Here is a 14,294-nt window from a genome sequence, read left to right on the forward strand (position 1 = left end):
ATGAACGACCGCCTGCCGAGTCGACGAAAAGTTCTCTCGCACGTCAGCAACCGAGCGCTTTGAGGCAAATGCAAATTTGTGAGAACGGCAGCGGTGCAAGGCCAAGGAAAACGACCACCCGCCCCGCCCTACGCTGTCCGCAGCACTGGCGTGGGCGGCTGCGACGGCCTGACAAGCGCGAACGCGACCTGCACGATGCCGCCGGCAAGGCCGAGCGCGACACCGATGCGCCAGGCCATGGTGTAGGAGCCGAGCGCGTCGTAGAGCAGCCCGCCTCCGTAAGCGCCGAGGAAGCTGCCGATCTGGTGGCTCATGAAGGCGAGGCCCTGGATCATCGCCTGCCAGCGCAGGCCGAACATCTCGGCGACCGCGCCCGCGACCAGCGGGCCGACGCCCATCCACAGAAAGCCCATGATCGCGCCGAACAGCAGCGTCGAGAACGGGCTTGCCGGCAGCATGAAGTACCAGGCGAGTGCGAGCGAGCGCAGGATGTAGATCCCGCCCAAGAGCGCCAGCTTGTTCCAGCGTTGGCCGGCCCAGCCGAAGAACAGCGAGCCCAGCACGTTGAAGCCGCCGATCATGCCGAGCGTCTGTGCGCTCAACATCGGATCGAGGCCGCAGATCGCGAGATATGACGGCAGGTGCGTGGTGAGGAACACGAGCTGCATGCCGCAGACGAGATAGGCGCAGGTCATCACCACGAAGGAGGCATTGCCGAACGCGGTCCTCGCCGCGGCTGCAGCCGTGGCATCATCGATCTCGTCGGCCGCCGGCTTCGGCAACGGAATCTTGTCGACGCGCCCGGCATACCAGGCCGCAGGGATCATCAGCACCGACATGATGACGAAGCCCGCGAGCCCGACGCGCCAGCCAAAGCCCTCGTTGAGCATCTGTCCGATCGGCGCCGAAAGTAGCGCGCCGAGCGAGCCCGCGCCGGAGACGATGCCGAGCACGGTCGAGCGCACCGTCTCCGGCACCGCACGTGCCGCCACCGACATCGCGATCGCCGCCGCGGTGCAGGCGAGCGAGGTCCCGATCAGCACGCCGGCGCCGATCATGATGCTGAGAAGCCCATTCGCCGTTGCCATCAGCGCGAGGCCCGCGATGTACATCAGCGCGCCGGCGACCATGATCGGGCGGAAGCCGTAGCGCACGGTGAGTGCACCGGCGGGCGGCTGCAGGAAGCCCCAGGCGAGGTTTTGCACGGCCAGTGCAAGCGTGAAATCCGAGATCGAAATGTGGATGTCGTGCGTCAGCGGCTGCATGAAGATACCGAGCGACTGCCGCAGCCCCATGCTCAAGGTCAGCATGATCGAGGCGCCGATCAGGATCGGCAAGGTGGGACGCAGAACCTGCAGCAGGGGCATTTTTCTTCTCCCTTTTGGGCGCGGCACGCGTGCCGTCGTCTGCTTTTGCCGATGTTTTTGGGTACACAGACCTGTGCACTTAGGCTATAGATGGAAGCGGCTGTCAAGCGAACAGGACGCTTAGCTCCGCATGGCTCCCCCGCCTGCCCCACAGACGATGAAAGAGCGGATCCTTCAGACCGCCGACAAGCTGTTCTATCTGCAAGGCATTCGCGCCATCGGCGTCGATACCATCGCGGCCGAGGTCGGCATCAGTAAGCGCACGCTCTACAATCACTTCCCGTCCAAGGACGCGCTGATCGCGGCCTATCTCGAGCGCCGCTTTGTCAGCGCACGCCCCTCCGACAAGCCGCCCGCCGAGCAGATCCTCGGAACGTTCGATTCGCTGGAGCAACGCTTCGCGGCGAAAGACTTTCGCGGCTGCCCGTTCGTCAATGCGGTCGCCGAGCTCGGCCCCGGCGACCGCGCCGTGAAGAAGATCGCGATCGCCTTCAAGGAAAGCCGCCGCCTCTGGTTTCGCGACCGCCTGACCGAGCTCGGCGTTGCCGAAGCGGACGCGCTCGCGACGCAGCTCGTGCTGCTGGTCGACGGCTCCATCGCGCAGGACCTCGTGCGCGATGATCCGGCGATGGCCAGAGCCGCGAAGGAAGCGGCGAAGGTGTTGCTGCGGAATGCGGGGGTGGATGTTGGCGAGGATGCGAAGCCGGCGGAGAAACGGAGCAAGCGCGCTCCAGACTAACCGCTGTCGCCTGATCGCTCGCTGTCATCACCCGCGAAAGCGGGTGATCCAGTATTCCAGAGACAGTGAAGCTAGACCCGAGACGCTGCGGCGTACTGGATTCCCCGCTCCAGTGCGCGACTGCGCACAAGGCGGGGAATGACACCGGGATTTGTGGAGAAAGCGCGGGCGCCTGACTACCCGTCAGGACCATTTCGCGACCCTACCAATATGCTCCTGTTTTGCCCGACGGGTCAAACGACGCCGCTGCCGGCGCAAATTATCTCGCCACCCGGGTAACCCATTGATCCCGCTCGCGGCGGCTACTGTGCATGGGGTTGTTTTCGCAACTTTGTGCGGGCGGCCCTCACGCCGCCTGCGACACCACGCGGTTACGCCCGTCGTGCTTGGCCCGGTAGAGCGCCGTGTCGGCGCGCTTGAGGACGTCGGCCACCGCCTCGCCCTTTCGCTCGAGCGTGGTGAGGCCGATCGAGATCGTGACCTCGATGCGCTTCGCCCCCTTGTGGATCGCGAAGGGCTCACCCGCTATCGAGCGGCGCAGGCGCTCGGCGACCATGCCGGCAACATGGAGATCGGTCTCGGGCATCACGATGACGAATTCCTCGCCGCCGTAACGGCAGGCGAGATCAATGCCGCGGATCGATTTGCGCACCCGCACCGCGAACTCGCGCAGCACGTCGTCGCCGGCATCGTGGCCGTAATTGTCGTTGATCGACTTAAAATAGTCGATGTCCAGGATCATCAGCGCCAGCGGCTTGCCACGGGTCGCGGCCTGCTCGGCGAGCGTCGCCAGATGGCTCTCCATGTAGCGGCGATTGTGCAGGCCGGTGAGCGCGTCGGTGATCGCCATCTCGATCGAGTTCTGCACATTGTCGCGCAAATGATCGGTGTAGCGGCGGCGGCGGATCTGGGTGCGGGCGCGCGCCAAGAGCTCGGTCTTGTCGATCGGGCGCAGCAGGTAGTCGTTGACGCCGATCTCGAGGCCGCGCAGCAGCCGTGTCGAGTTCTCGGGGTCGGCGATGGCCAGGATCGGCACGTGCCGCGTGCGCTCCAGCGATCGCGCCTGGCTGCATAGGCGCAGGCCGTCGAAATTGTTGAGGTCGAGCGAGACGATCAGGAGGTCGTAATTGCCTTCGGCGGCGTGGAACAGCGCCTCCGTCGGGTTCGGCTCGACGTCGATGGTGTGCTCGGCGGCGAGGATCGTCGCCAGCCGCTCGTAGGAGGACTGGCGGTCGTCGACCAGGAGGATGCGGCCGCCCTTGCCGGTGTCGGCGATCGCACTGCGCTCGGGCGCCTGCATGCCGATCTCGAGCGAGGTGATGGCGCGCATGCGCAGCTCATCCGTCATCATCTTCAGCCGCGTCAGCGAGCGCACCCGCGCGATCAGCACGACGTCGGAGACGGGTTTGGTCAGGAAGTCGTCGGCACCGGCCTCGAGCCCGCGGTTGCGGTCGGCGGGGCTGTCGAGCGCGGTGACCATCACGACGGGAATGTGGTGCGTCGCCGGATCGGTCTTGAGGCGGCGGCAGACCTCGAAGCCGTCCATGTCGGGCATCATCACGTCGAGCAGGATGATGTCGCATTCGGCACGCCTTGAGATCGCGAGCGCCTCGGTGCCGTTCGCGGCGGTCATCACGTCGAAATATTCGGCGGAAAGGCGGGCCTCTAACAGCTTGACGTTGGCGGGGACGTCGTCGACGACCAGGATACGCGCGGACACTGTGAACTCACTTCCTATCCGATAAAACGCCGGACCGTCTCAATGAATTTGCCGACCGAGATCGGCTTGGACAAATAGGCTTCGCAGCCGCCCTCGCGGATGCGCTCTTCGTCGCCCTTCATCGCGAACGCCGTGACCGCGACGACTGGAATGGCGCGCAGCTCCGGATCGTCCTTGATCCAGCGCGTCACCTCGAGGCCGGAGACCTGCGGCAGCTGGATGTCCATCAGCACGAGGTCGGGCCGCATCTTGCGCACGAGGTCGAGCGCCTCGTAGCCGTTGCTGGTGCCGGAGGTCTGGTACCCGTGCGCCTCCAACAGGTCGCGGAAGAGCTTCATGTTGAGCTCGTTGTCTTCCACGATCAGGACGGTCTTAGCCATCCCGCCCTCCTGATTGGTCCGAAGGACCGGTACATGTGACGCCTCAGACGCCGCTTCCCGGCGTTTCGAAAACTGGATTCAAACTAGCCTCAGATTCGCTTGAGTTTCGTTAAACCCGAGGGTCCACTTTCTGCGATGTGGTTTCCAGTTGCTTGTCCGGGGCCGGAAGACTTGAGCACGAGACTCGGGCATGATGATTCCAAATTAGAGACTGAAAGTTAACGGAAAGGCAAACCGTCCCCGTGAAAAAGCCTGTTCACAACCCCCGCGAAGTCGCTGAAATCGTTGCGATTCAGGCCCTGTCCTTCGTCGCGGGCGAGCCTGAGCGGCTGGGCCTGTTCCTGGCCGAGACGGGGGTCGGTCCGGAGACCCTGCGCAACGCCGCCGCGGACCCGAATTTCCTCCTCAGCGTGCTCGATTTCGTGATGCGGGACGATGCCACGGTGAAGGCCTTTGCCAAGGTGGCGGAACTGCACCCGACCAACGTTGCCGCGGCGCGGCAGGTCCTCGGCGATGCGCTCGGTGACCCCTCCTGGGAGCGCGACGTGCCGTGAGCGTCCCAGAGCCGGCCGGGCCCCGCTGCTTCTGCCGGGATTGTCTGGCCGACCTCGACATGGGCGTACAGAACCTGGGCGTGCGGCGCTGCTCGGCCTGCGGTTCCCCACGCCTCTTCCGCCACCGCTCGCTCGCCGGCCTGACGATTGCCCATATCGACTGCGACGCCTTCTACGCGACGGTCGAGAAGCGCGACAACCCTGACATCGCCGACAAGCCCGTCATCATCGGCGGGGGCAAGCGCGGCGTGGTGTCGGCGGCCTGCTACATCGCGCGCACCTATGGCGTTCGCTCGGCGATGCCGATGTTCAAGGCATTGGAAGCCTGCCCGCATGCGACCGTGATCCGCCCGGACATGGCAAAGTACGTCCGGGTCGGCCGCGAGGTCCGCCAGGCCATGCAGGCGCTGACGCCGCTGGTCGAGCCGCTCTCGATCGACGAGGCCTTCCTCGATCTCTCCGGCACCGAGCGGGTGCACGGCATGATCCCCGCCAAGGTGCTGGCGCGCTTTGCCCGCGACGTCGAGCGCGACATCGGCATCACCGTCTCGGTCGGCCTGTCCTGCAACAAGTTCCTGGCCAAGATCGCCTCCGACCTCGACAAGCCCAGAGGCTTTGCCGCGCTCGACCAGGAGGAAGCGCGGTTGATGCTGGCGGAAAAGCCGGTCGGCTTCATCTTCGGCGTCGGTCCCGCGACGCAGGAACGCCTGGTGCAGCGCGGCTTCCGCATCATCGCCGATCTGCAGAAGGCCGACGAGATCGAGATGATGCGGCAGTTTCCGAGCGAGGGCCGCAGGCTGTGGCGGCTCGCACGCGGCATCGACGACCGCCGCGTCGAGCCTGACCGCGGCGCCAAGACCATTTCAAGCGAGACGACGTTCGAGACCGACATCCGCGATTTCGCGACGCTGGAGAAGATCCTGTGGCGACTCTGCGAGAAGACGTCGTCGCGCCTGAAGAGCAGCGAACTCGCCGGCTCCACCGTGACGCTGAAGTTGAAGACCGCCGATTTCCGCCAGCGCACGCGCTCGCAATCGATCGCCGCCCCGACGCAGCTGGCCGCGAAGATCTTCTCGATCTGCCGCGAGATGCTGGCCAAGGAAATCGACGGCACCGCCTTCCGCCTGATGGGCGCCGGCGTCAGCGCGCTGCGCGAGGGCTCGGCGATCGATGACACCGACATGCTCGACCGCCGCGCCGCCCACGCCGAACGCGCGGTCGACAGCCTGCGCAAGAAGTTCGGCAGCGCCGCGGTGATCCGCGGCATTGCCTATGAGGGCCCGGAGAAGGCGCAGGAGTGATGACGGGTGAACGCGATCTCAATGCGCTGCTGAGACTGATGAAGCCGGAGCTGCGACCGGGCACCTTCGTATTTTGCACGATCGCGGCAGACGAGACTATTCCCGCAGCAGTCGATCCGCTCCTGATCTTCCGCGAGCCGGAGGGCACAACCGTCGTAGCACCGCTGGAGGATGCCGAACGCGCAGGACTGCGCTACGAATTCGCCTCACGCCTGATCACGCTCACGGTTCACTCCGCGCTCGATGCGGTCGGCTTCCTGGCGGCAATCACGGCGCGCCTCGCCGACGCCGGCATCAGCGTGAATGCCGTGTCGGCGTTCCACCACGACTATCTCTTCGTACCGTCCGACAGAGCCGACGAAGCGATGGCGGCTCTACAAGAGGTGTCAGAGGCGAAGCACTCATAGCAGCTGTAGCCCGGATGGAGCGGAGCGCAATCCGGGACAGTGCTCCGTGGCGACAGGCTTCCCGGATTACGCTTGCGCTTCATCCGGGCTACAGGAAAACCTCAATCCGCAACCGCGACCGCCTCGATCTCGATCAGCCATTCCGGCGCAGCGAGCGCGGAGACGCCGACGAGCGTCGAGGCTGGCGGCTCCATGCCTTCGAAGAAGGCCGAGCGGGCCTTGCCGATGATGGGCCGCAGCTCCGGCTTGTAGTTCACCACGAAGGTCGTGATCTTGACGATGTTGGAATAGCTCGCCCCCGCGGCCTTCAGCGCGAGGCCGAGATTCTGCATCACCTGGGTGGTCTGCGCAGCGATATCGCCCTCGCCGACGATCCGGCCCTCCTCGTCGGTCGAGACCTGGCCGGAAATGTAGATCGTGCGCGCCCCCGTCGCGGTGACGACGTGGGAATAGGCTGGATTGTGATGCAGGCCGCTGGGGCGGAGATGGTCGAGCTTCGGCATGGGCTGGCTCCCCGAATTTGTGGTTGGGAGGGAGCGTAGCGGGAGAGTGTGACGAGAGCTAGCCCCGTCATTGCGAGGAGCGAAGCGACCAAGAGAGATCTCGTAGGGTGGGCAAAGGCGCACTTGCGCCGTGCCCACCATCTATCAACGATTATCGAGAGAAAGCGTGGGCACGATCCGCTTTGCCCACCCTACGACGCTGCTCGCGACGAGAGACCTAGCCCTCAATTACAGGGCTTGCTGTCCTTCACGTCGAACTTGCCCATGGCGCCGGAGATGACGAAATCGTTGTAGTCGAGCATGAGCTGGCGCGAGACGCCGTTCTCGTAGAGCTCGAACGCCATCGCATAGACCGGCGTCTGCTCGCCCTCCTTCTGCTGGGCCTCGCGGTCGAAATAGCTGACGGTGACTGGCCAGCGCTTGAGCGACTTCATGTGCTCGTCCGCAGTCGACGGATCGGACGAGGTGGCGCGGTCGGCGGGGATCGGCTGACCGATCACGGTCAGCGTGTTGTAGACCTTCTGGCCGTCATCGGAGCCGTCATAGACGGAGAGCTCCAGCAGCGATTTGCCTTCCTTCGCGGCGGCGATGATGCGCTGGATCTGCTCGGTCGGGAACACGATCTTGCCGTCGAGCGTGAACGTCTTCGGCGCCGGAAGCTTCAGCTTGACGTTGATGTGGTCGCCGTCGCGCTCGGCCGAGCCGTCGACGCGGCCGGCATCCGCCTCGTTCATGCGCGTCTCGATCTTGAAACGGTAGCTCTTGCCGGCGGCGTCCTCCCAGGAGTTGGAGCGGAGGTCGCTGAGCGTGACCTTGCCCTCGCCGCTGTCGAGCTCGGAGACCTGGCGGAATTCCGAGGTATAGCCCTCGCAGGCGTTCCCCGTGAAATTGTAGAGGATCCGGCCGCGGGCGCTATTGACCGAATTGGTGCGCGATTTGACGAGGCGGAGATCATACAGCGCCTGGTGCGCGAGAAACGGACCGTTGGCGGCCTCGGCTACGCCGCCAAGGCCGACACTCGCCGCGGCAAGCGCCATCACACCGAGCGAAGTCCGGAAAAGATGCACCATGTCTGTTCCCTGAGGAAAGCGCAGATTCGACATTTTAATGACCGTTCCATTGCGCCGCAACTGAGGCCGTCCACGTAAAATTGCCCCTCCACGTTGAACCTGCCGGCCAGCCTCAACAAAATGCAGCCCCTCCGGTTGCTTGCATGTGGCGGCACGATGGGCGAAACAGGGCGCGCCCGGCCATCCAGGGGACGCGCCGGAGCGAAGGATTTTTGGACAACGAGGTCGGACATGGCGGGCACGGTCGAGCAGAAACTGGCGGAGCAAGGCATCAAGCTGCACGAGGCCCCCTCCCCCGTCGCCAACTATGTGCCCTTTGTGCGCACGGGCAACCTCCTCTTCGTCTCCGGCCAGGTCTGCTTCGACCCCGCCGGCAAGCTGATCGCCAAGGGCAAGCTGGGCGCCGGCGTCTCGATCGAGGACGGCGCCGCAGCCGCGCGCGGCTGCGCCGTCAACCTGTTGTCCCAGGTCAAGGCGGCGCTCGGCGATCTCGACAAGGTCGTACGCGTGGTGCGCCTCGGCGGCTTCATCAACTCGGCCCCGGATTTCCTGGATGGGCCGAAGGTGCTCAACGGCGCCTCCGACCTGATGATTGCCGCCTTCGGGGACAAGGGCCGCCACGCCCGCACCACCGTCGGCGTCGCCTCGCTGCCCGCGGATGCGGCGGTCGAGGTCGAAGGCGTGTTCGAGGTCGCCTGACGCCAAATGCGCGCTCCGGATTGGCTGACAGCGCGGCCGGTCGCCCATCGCGGCTTGCATGACATTTCGCGCGGCATCGTCGAGAACATGCCGGGCGCGGTGCAGGCTGCGATTGCTGGTAATTTTGCGATCGAGGTCGATATCCAGCTCTCGGCCGACGGCGAGGCCATGGTCCATCACGACCATGCCCTGGGCCGACTCACCGAGGCCACCGGCGAGGTGATCGCAAAGACCGCGACCGAGCTGAAGGCCGTCAGGTTCAAGGACACCGACGAGCGGATGATGTCGCTCGCCGACCTCTGCGCCATGGTCGCCGGACGTGTGCCCCTGGTAATCGAGGTGAAGAGCCATTTCGGCGGCGATCGCAAGCTGGTGAAGCGGATGGCCGAGGTGTTGGCCTCGTATGACGGCCCCGCTGTCGGCATGTCCTTCGATCCCGACCAGGTGCTGGCGCTACGTGACCTGTTGCCCAATCGTCCGCGCGGCATCGTCGCCCAGCGCAGCTATGAGGACGAGTACTGGGCCAACCTCACCCAAGAGCAGCGTGACAGCATGCTGTACTTGCGCCACGGCTTGCAAACCCGGCCGCATTTCGTCGCCTTCAAGATCGACCACCTGCCGGCCCCCGCCCCCTGGATCGCCCGCAACCTGTTCGGCTGCGCCCTGCTCGGCTGGACCGTCCGCACCCCGGAGCAGCGGAGCCGGGTCGGGCGGTATGCGGACCAGATGATCTTCGAGGGGTTCGTGCCGTAGCACCTCGCGTGTCCCGGACAAGCTGCAACGCTTCAGCGTTGCGGCGGAGAGCCGGGACCCATCTCTCGACGAGCGCGCTGCCACATGGGCCCCGGCTCTGCAGCGCCCGCTGAAGGAGCGCTGCGCTGCGTCCGGGGCACGAGAGCGAGCTTTCTCCACCCCTTGAAGTCGCTGCTGCAATGCACGATCTTGGGCACGATGCCATCATCCGAAATCACGCTCGAGGCCGTCCCGTCCATCGGCGAAGTCTCGCCCGAGGATTGGGACGCCTGCGCGAATCCGGGCAAAGCTTGTAATGGCCATGGCGCGGGAACCTCATCCGCTCTTCCAGGCGATTCCGCCAACATCTTAAAACCCGCCTATAACCCGTTCGTCTCCCACGCCTTTCTCTCTGCGGCCGAGAAATCGGGTTCGGCCACGATCCGGACTGGCTGGGGACCCCGGCATCTGGTCGCTCGGCTCGGCGGCCGCGTGGCTGGCGTCGTGCCCTGCTATCTGAAATCGCACAGCCAGGGCGAGTACGTCTTCGATCGCGGCTGGGCGGATGCCTATGAGCGCGCCGGCGGGCGCTACTACCCGAAGCTCCAGGTCTCGGTTCCCTTCACGCCGGCCACGGGGCCGCGGCTGCTGGTGCGTGATGGCGTCGATCGCGAGCGTATCACCGAGGCGCTGGCGAGTGGACTCATAGCGCTGTGCGGCGTCAGCAAGGCCTCCTCCGTCCACGTCACCTTCGCGCGGGAGTCAGAATGGAAGCTGCTCGCCGAGCACGGCTTCCTCCAGCGCACCGACCAGCAGTTCCACTGGCACAATGAGGGCTTTGCGAGCTTCGACGACTTCCTGGCGACGCTGAACTCGCGCCACCGCAAGTCGATCAAGCGCGAGCGGCGCGATGCACTGGCCGCCGGCGTCACCATTCACTGGCTCACCGGCAAGGACATCACCGAGGATGCCTGGGATGCCTTCTTCGCATTCTACATGGAGACCGGCTCGCGCAAATGGGGTCGGCCGTATCTGACGCGCGAGTTCTTCTCGCTGATCGGCGAGTCCATGAGCGAGGACGTGCTGCTGGTGATGGCCCGCCGTAACAATCGCTGGATTGCGGGCGCGATCAACTTCATCGGCTCGGACACGCTGTTCGGCCGCAACTGGGGCGCGGTCGAGCATCACCCGTTCCTGCATTTCGAGGTCTGCTACTACCAGGCGATCGATTTCGCGATCAAGCGCGGCCTCAAACACGTCGAGGCCGGCGCACAGGGCGAGCACAAGATCGCGCGCGGCTACCTGCCGCGCACCACTCATTCCGCCCACTTCATCGCCGATCCCGGCCTGCGCCGCGCCATCGACGATTACCTCAAGCGCGAGCGCGCCTATGTCGCGGAAGCCGGACGAGAGCTCGCCGAGCTCGGCCCGTTCCGCAAAGCGGCCGACGAGGCGCCTTGACGCGTCGCCACGGCTGGTGACAGTAAGCGCAAATCGTTCGAGGAGCCGCCGCCATGACCGCCTACGACACTAACAACATCTTCGCGAAAATCCTGCGCGGCGAGCTGCCCTGCTACAAGGTCTACGAGGATGAGCACGTCTTCGCCTTCCTCGACATCATGCCGCGCGTGCCCGGTCACACGCTGGTGATCCCGAAGGCTCCTGCCCGCAACATCCTCGACATCAAGCCCGACGATTACGCCCATGTCGCCCGAGGCGCGCACAAGATCGCGGCCGCCGCAATGAAGGCGTTCAATGCCGACGGCATCACAGTGCAGCAGTTCAACGAGCCTGCCGGCGGACAGGTGGTGTTTCACCTGCACATGCACGTGATGCCCCGCCACGATGGCGTCGCCATGCTGCCGCCCGCGAGCCGCAAGGAAGACGATAAGGTGCTGCAGGCGCACGCGGCGAAGCTGATGGCGGCGTTGAAGGGGTAGCTCTATCAACTCGTCATTCCGGGGCGCGCCTCTTGGCGCGAACCCGGAATCCATCTCACCATCGTCATTGCTGCCCGATGGATTCTCAGGTGCGCAATTGCGCACCGTAGCTCGACGCTTCGCGTCGCCCCGGAATGACGGATTACCCCGTCTCGAAATCACCCTTTTGCGGCGCGGCCAGCGGCGTGAACTCGCAGCGGTCGGGCTTGATGTCGATCAGCGGCGTGTTGTCGATGCAATCGAGGCCGCGCACCAGGATGGCATTGCCCTCGATGCCGACCAGCTTGACGATCGAGGTGCCGATCGGATTGGGCCGCACCGGCGAGCGCAGCGAAAAGGTGCCGCGGGTCTTCTCGTTGTTCTTCGGGCTCTGCAGGACGATGTCGCGGCGCGAGCGGTCGAGCCAATAGAGCACTTCGAGGTTGCTGTAGAAGTCGACGCCCTTGATGGCCGGCACGAACGGCTCGAAGATCTCGAGGCGGCAGATCGGACCGTCCTGACGTCCCTGCCGCGGCGTCTCCAGCCGCGACGACCAGGGCGTGCGGATCCGGCCGATGAAGACGAGGCCGGCATCTTGCGTCGGCGGCAGCTCGATGGCGACCTCGCCCTCGCGGAGCTCCTGTTCGCGAACCATATGTCCTGTTCCCTGGCTGTTCGCTGGCGGTTTTAGCCCAACCACCACTTGCCGGCCAGCATGAAGACTTCGCCCGTGACCACGCCCGCGAAGATCGAACGGCGGGTCAGCAGGAAAACGACGAGCCCGGCACCGACCGCGCCATAGCGCAGGACATCAGGCACGCTGGCCAGCGCCCCCGGCGGCTGGACCACGATCTGGGCGATGACGCCGGCCAGGATCGCGGTGGCGACCGCCCTGACCCAGACCAGCAGCTCCGAGCCCTCGTCGATGCCGCCGCCGAACCACAGGCCCAGCATGCGCCAGATCTGGTTGGGAACGACGCCGGCGACGAACAGGACGGCCAGCGCGTGCCAGTCGCCGATCGCTTGCGCAAAGCTCATGCGCGTACCTCCCGCCACCAGTGCACGCCATAAGCGATCGTCCCGGCGACCACGCCGCTGACGAGGATATCGAGGCCGGAGTTCATCTTCGCCGCCAGCGGATAGAGCACGATGCCCAGCACGAGCGCGACGACGTCGGCGACCTCGCGGCTGTTGCGCGCCGTCGAGAACAGGAACGACAGCGGCGTCAGCAACAGGATCGCCGCACCAAGCGTCTGCGTCAGGTTGGCGGCGAGGAAATAGCCGACGATATTGGCGACAAGGCACACGGAGACGAGCCCGCAGCCGAGCCCGTGGACGAAGGCGATCCGCCGTTCGCGCGGCACCTGCGGCAGGAAGCGGTGGCATTCGACCCACAGCGTCACTGCGGTGAGATGCGCGGCGAAAATCAGCTCGCGCCGCTTGGTCGTGGGTGTGCGCATCAGCGGCAGCACCGAGACCACCATTGGAAACAGGCGGATGGCGCTGACGGTCACCGCGATCGCCGACTGGATGATGGTGGCGCCCGAGCCGAGCGTGGTGATCAGGATGATCTGCGCCGGACCTGCCCAGACGAACAGCGTCGAGCACAATGCCCAGAGCAGGCTGAAATGGGTGTCGTGAGCGAGCGCACCGATGCCGAGATAGGTCACGAACAGCACGATGGTGAGGATCGTCTGCGTGATCGAGCGCAGTCCCCACGCGAAGGCGCGCCAGGGACTATTCCATTGCGGTGAATCGAGCGGAGGAAGCGCCACGGGAGCTTTGGCCGGTGAGGAATCGTGCCCGCATAACGAGCGAGACGGGTGCGCGCGTCAAGGAAAGGCGCGGCGGGGCTGGCATGCATGACAGCCAGGCTCACCGCCGTCATTCGGGGGCGCTGCACTTGGCGCGAACCCGGAATGACGGCTCATCCTACCCCGCCACACCCCTGTTCCTCAGCACGAAACACGCCCCGCCCGCCTTGCGGATGCGGTTGCACAGATCATCAGCCTCGGCGCGCGTATCCGCGCCGATGCGGACCTGATAGAACGCGCGCGTGCCACGGCTGCGCATCACCGAGGAGAGCAGGCTCGGATCACGCTCGCCGATCACGGTGCTCAGTTTCGTCACGGCCCGGGAATACATCGCGAGCGCCCTGTTGCGGTCGAAGCCGGCCGCGAGCTGCACGCCCCAGATCTTTGCGGCTGCAAGCTCGACATGCTGCTCGAGCTCGGCGACGAATGGATTGGGAGCACGCTTGAGCAGCGCGATCAGATCACGGCAGCTCGTCGTCGGCGAGCTCGGTGGTCCCTTGCCGGTGCTCCCCGCCTTGGCCCAGGCATCGACGCTGGTGCCGGTGATGGCATAGACGTAATTGCGGGTCTGCTCCGGCATCGGCCCGGTGCCGGCGAGCCATTCCTGCACGCGCCGGGGGCCGGCATTGTAGGCGGCCGCGGCAAGGCCGAGATTGCCGAACTGGTTGCGCAGCTCATTCAGGAATTCGGCCGACTTCGGCAAAGCCTGCACCGGATTGAACGGATCGAGCAGCCCGCGCTCGCTGGCAGTGCCCGGCATGAACTGCGCGATCCCCTGCGCATGCTGGCCGCTGCGCGTCATGGGCCCGACCGCATCGGCCTGGAAGCGGCTTTCCTGCCAGATCACGCGCGCGAAGAATTCCAGCGGCAGGTTATTGTCGCGCGCGGCCGCCTCCACGATCAGGCAGATCGACTCCCGCGTGTCGCTCTCGCGGGCATCTTTCGGTTTCTCCGCTGGCTTCTCGGGTTCCTCGGCCTTCGGACGCGCATCGGTGGAGGGTGCCTCCTCCGCGAGCGCCGGTGCCAGCAGCAAAGCCTGGCACAACACAGTAACGACCCGAGCTATTCGCATGGCATTGACGCTATCGG

Annotated in this window: 17 protein-coding genes; 8 read left to right on the top strand and 9 right to left on the bottom strand. The window is 65.4% G+C overall.

Annotation, left to right across the window (positions count from 1 at the left end):
- Nucleotides 1-128: 128 nt before the first annotated feature.
- Entirely contained in the window at nucleotides 129-1,367 is a 1,239-nt protein-coding gene (locus I6F28_RS13925) for an MFS transporter (RefSeq protein ID WP_057029789.1), read from the bottom strand.
- Nucleotides 1,368-1,497: 130 nt separating this feature from the next.
- On the opposite strand from I6F28_RS13925, the gene I6F28_RS13930 reads away from it, so the two are divergent.
- The gene (locus tag I6F28_RS13930) at nucleotides 1,498-2,106 is read left to right on the top strand and encodes a TetR/AcrR family transcriptional regulator (protein ID WP_346656737.1); all 609 of its coding nucleotides are present in this window, start codon (nucleotides 1,498-1,500) and stop codon (nucleotides 2,104-2,106) included.
- A 346-nt stretch (nucleotides 2,107-2,452) separates the two neighbouring features.
- On the opposite strand, the gene I6F28_RS13935 is transcribed toward I6F28_RS13930, so the two are convergent.
- Together I6F28_RS13935 and I6F28_RS13940 are read right to left on the bottom strand one after the other, a co-directional pair.
- The gene (locus I6F28_RS13935; RefSeq protein WP_036025582.1) at nucleotides 2,453-3,826 is read right to left on the bottom strand and encodes a PleD family two-component system response regulator; all 1,374 of its coding nucleotides are present in this window, start codon (nucleotides 3,824-3,826) and stop codon (nucleotides 2,453-2,455) included.
- Nucleotides 3,827-3,840: 14 nt separating this feature from the next.
- A complete protein-coding gene (locus I6F28_RS13940) occupies nucleotides 3,841-4,206 on the bottom strand; it encodes a response regulator (RefSeq protein WP_008566616.1) in 366 nt (121 codons plus the stop codon).
- A 242-nt stretch (nucleotides 4,207-4,448) separates the two neighbouring features.
- On the opposite strand from I6F28_RS13940, the gene I6F28_RS13945 reads away from it, so the two are divergent.
- Genes I6F28_RS13945 through I6F28_RS13955 form a run of 3 tightly spaced genes read left to right on the top strand, consistent with a single transcriptional unit; the run spans nucleotide 4,449 to nucleotide 6,468 of the window.
- Nucleotides 4,449-4,760, top strand: coding sequence for a DUF3572 domain-containing protein (locus tag I6F28_RS13945; protein WP_036015155.1), 312 nt, complete (start codon nucleotides 4,449-4,451; stop codon nucleotides 4,758-4,760).
- Nucleotides 4,757-6,061, top strand: coding sequence for a DNA polymerase IV (locus I6F28_RS13950; protein WP_225140129.1), 1,305 nt, complete (start codon nucleotides 4,757-4,759; stop codon nucleotides 6,059-6,061). Before I6F28_RS13945 ends, I6F28_RS13950 begins: the two co-directional genes overlap by 4 nt.
- On the top strand, nucleotides 6,061-6,468 hold the full coding sequence (locus tag I6F28_RS13955) for an ACT domain-containing protein (RefSeq protein WP_225140130.1): 408 nt from the start codon (nucleotides 6,061-6,063) through the stop codon (nucleotides 6,466-6,468). The genes I6F28_RS13950 and I6F28_RS13955 overlap by 1 nt, the downstream gene beginning before the upstream one ends.
- A 101-nt stretch (nucleotides 6,469-6,569) precedes the next feature.
- Here the strand turns inward: I6F28_RS13955 and I6F28_RS13960 are convergent, their stop codons facing one another.
- Both I6F28_RS13960 and I6F28_RS13965 read right to left on the bottom strand, forming a co-directional pair.
- Entirely contained in the window at nucleotides 6,570-6,971 is a 402-nt protein-coding gene (locus I6F28_RS13960; protein ID WP_018646938.1) for a RidA family protein, read from the bottom strand.
- A 224-nt stretch (nucleotides 6,972-7,195) separates the two neighbouring features.
- Nucleotides 7,196-8,041, bottom strand: coding sequence for a cell envelope integrity EipB family protein (locus tag I6F28_RS13965; RefSeq protein ID WP_225140131.1), 846 nt, complete (start codon nucleotides 8,039-8,041; stop codon nucleotides 7,196-7,198).
- Nucleotides 8,042-8,272: 231 nt separating this feature from the next.
- Here I6F28_RS13965 and I6F28_RS13970 point away from each other — a divergent pair, with 231 nt between their 5' ends.
- The 4 genes from I6F28_RS13970 to I6F28_RS13985 all read left to right on the top strand — a co-directional run bounded on the left by I6F28_RS13970 (nucleotide 8,273) and on the right by I6F28_RS13985 (nucleotide 11,412).
- On the top strand, nucleotides 8,273-8,740 hold the full coding sequence (locus I6F28_RS13970; RefSeq protein ID WP_225140132.1) for a RidA family protein: 468 nt from the start codon (nucleotides 8,273-8,275) through the stop codon (nucleotides 8,738-8,740).
- A gap of 6 nt (nucleotides 8,741-8,746) precedes the next feature.
- Nucleotides 8,747-9,493 carry a glycerophosphodiester phosphodiesterase gene (locus I6F28_RS13975; protein ID WP_225140133.1) on the top strand — a complete coding sequence of 249 codons (747 nt, stop codon included), beginning with the start codon at nucleotides 8,747-8,749 and terminating at the stop codon, nucleotides 9,491-9,493.
- 198 nt (nucleotides 9,494-9,691) lie between these two features.
- A complete protein-coding gene (locus I6F28_RS13980) occupies nucleotides 9,692-10,933 on the top strand; it encodes a GNAT family N-acetyltransferase (protein ID WP_225140134.1) in 1,242 nt (413 codons plus the stop codon).
- Between the two features lie 53 nt (nucleotides 10,934-10,986).
- The gene (locus I6F28_RS13985; protein WP_225140135.1) at nucleotides 10,987-11,412 is read left to right on the top strand and encodes an HIT family protein; all 426 of its coding nucleotides are present in this window, start codon (nucleotides 10,987-10,989) and stop codon (nucleotides 11,410-11,412) included.
- A gap of 142 nt (nucleotides 11,413-11,554) precedes the next feature.
- On the opposite strand, the gene tsaA is transcribed toward I6F28_RS13985, so the two are convergent.
- The 4 genes from tsaA to I6F28_RS14005 form a co-directional block, all read right to left on the bottom strand.
- Nucleotides 11,555-12,046: a tRNA (N6-threonylcarbamoyladenosine(37)-N6)-methyltransferase TrmO gene (tsaA, locus tag I6F28_RS13990; RefSeq protein ID WP_036015171.1), complete on the bottom strand. Its 492-nt coding sequence runs from the start codon at nucleotides 12,044-12,046 to the stop codon at nucleotides 11,555-11,557.
- Nucleotides 12,047-12,078: 32 nt separating this feature from the next.
- Nucleotides 12,079-12,429, bottom strand: coding sequence for a branched-chain amino acid transport AzlD family protein (locus tag I6F28_RS13995; RefSeq protein ID WP_036015173.1), 351 nt, complete (start codon nucleotides 12,427-12,429; stop codon nucleotides 12,079-12,081).
- Complete coding sequence (locus I6F28_RS14000; protein WP_036039333.1) at nucleotides 12,426-13,166, bottom strand: AzlC family ABC transporter permease; 741 nt, start codon at nucleotides 13,164-13,166, stop codon at nucleotides 12,426-12,428. The genes I6F28_RS13995 and I6F28_RS14000 overlap by 4 nt, the downstream gene beginning before the upstream one ends.
- A 157-nt stretch (nucleotides 13,167-13,323) precedes the next feature.
- A complete protein-coding gene (locus I6F28_RS14005) occupies nucleotides 13,324-14,277 on the bottom strand; it encodes a lytic transglycosylase domain-containing protein (RefSeq protein WP_225140136.1) in 954 nt (317 codons plus the stop codon).
- Nucleotides 14,278-14,294 lie beyond the last annotated feature (17 nt).

This window comes from Bradyrhizobium sp. NBAIM14 (assembly GCF_020193895.1).
GTDB lineage: Bacteria > Pseudomonadota > Alphaproteobacteria > Rhizobiales > Xanthobacteraceae > Bradyrhizobium > Bradyrhizobium yuanmingense.

What these genes read in the sequence shown, in the direction of transcription:
- I6F28_RS13925 (WP_057029789.1), bottom strand. Translation starts at nt 1,367, where the DNA reads ATGCCCCTGCTGCAGGTTCTGCGTCCCACCTTGCCGATCCTGATCGGC.
- I6F28_RS13930 (WP_346656737.1), top strand. Translation starts at nt 1,498, where the DNA reads ATGGCTCCCCCGCCTGCCCCACAGACGATGAAAGAGCGGATCCTTCAG.
- I6F28_RS13940 (WP_008566616.1), bottom strand. Translation starts at nt 4,206, where the DNA reads ATGGCTAAGACCGTCCTGATCGTGGAAGACAACGAGCTCAACATGAAG.
- I6F28_RS13955 (WP_225140130.1), top strand. Translation starts at nt 6,061, where the DNA reads ATGACGGGTGAACGCGATCTCAATGCGCTGCTGAGACTGATGAAGCCG.
- I6F28_RS13960 (WP_018646938.1), bottom strand. Translation starts at nt 6,971, where the DNA reads ATGCCGAAGCTCGACCATCTCCGCCCCAGCGGCCTGCATCACAATCCA.
- I6F28_RS13965 (WP_225140131.1), bottom strand. Translation starts at nt 8,041, where the DNA reads ATGGTGCATCTTTTCCGGACTTCGCTCGGTGTGATGGCGCTTGCCGCG.
- I6F28_RS13970 (WP_225140132.1), top strand. Translation starts at nt 8,273, where the DNA reads ATGGCGGGCACGGTCGAGCAGAAACTGGCGGAGCAAGGCATCAAGCTG.
- I6F28_RS13975 (WP_225140133.1), top strand. Translation starts at nt 8,747, where the DNA reads ATGCGCGCTCCGGATTGGCTGACAGCGCGGCCGGTCGCCCATCGCGGC.
- I6F28_RS13980 (WP_225140134.1), top strand. Translation starts at nt 9,692, where the DNA reads ATGCCATCATCCGAAATCACGCTCGAGGCCGTCCCGTCCATCGGCGAA.
- I6F28_RS13985 (WP_225140135.1), top strand. Translation starts at nt 10,987, where the DNA reads ATGACCGCCTACGACACTAACAACATCTTCGCGAAAATCCTGCGCGGC.
- tsaA (WP_036015171.1), bottom strand. Translation starts at nt 12,046, where the DNA reads ATGGTTCGCGAACAGGAGCTCCGCGAGGGCGAGGTCGCCATCGAGCTG.
- I6F28_RS13995 (WP_036015173.1), bottom strand. Translation starts at nt 12,429, where the DNA reads ATGAGCTTTGCGCAAGCGATCGGCGACTGGCACGCGCTGGCCGTCCTG.
- I6F28_RS14005 (WP_225140136.1), bottom strand. Translation starts at nt 14,277, where the DNA reads ATGCGAATAGCTCGGGTCGTTACTGTGTTGTGCCAGGCTTTGCTGCTG.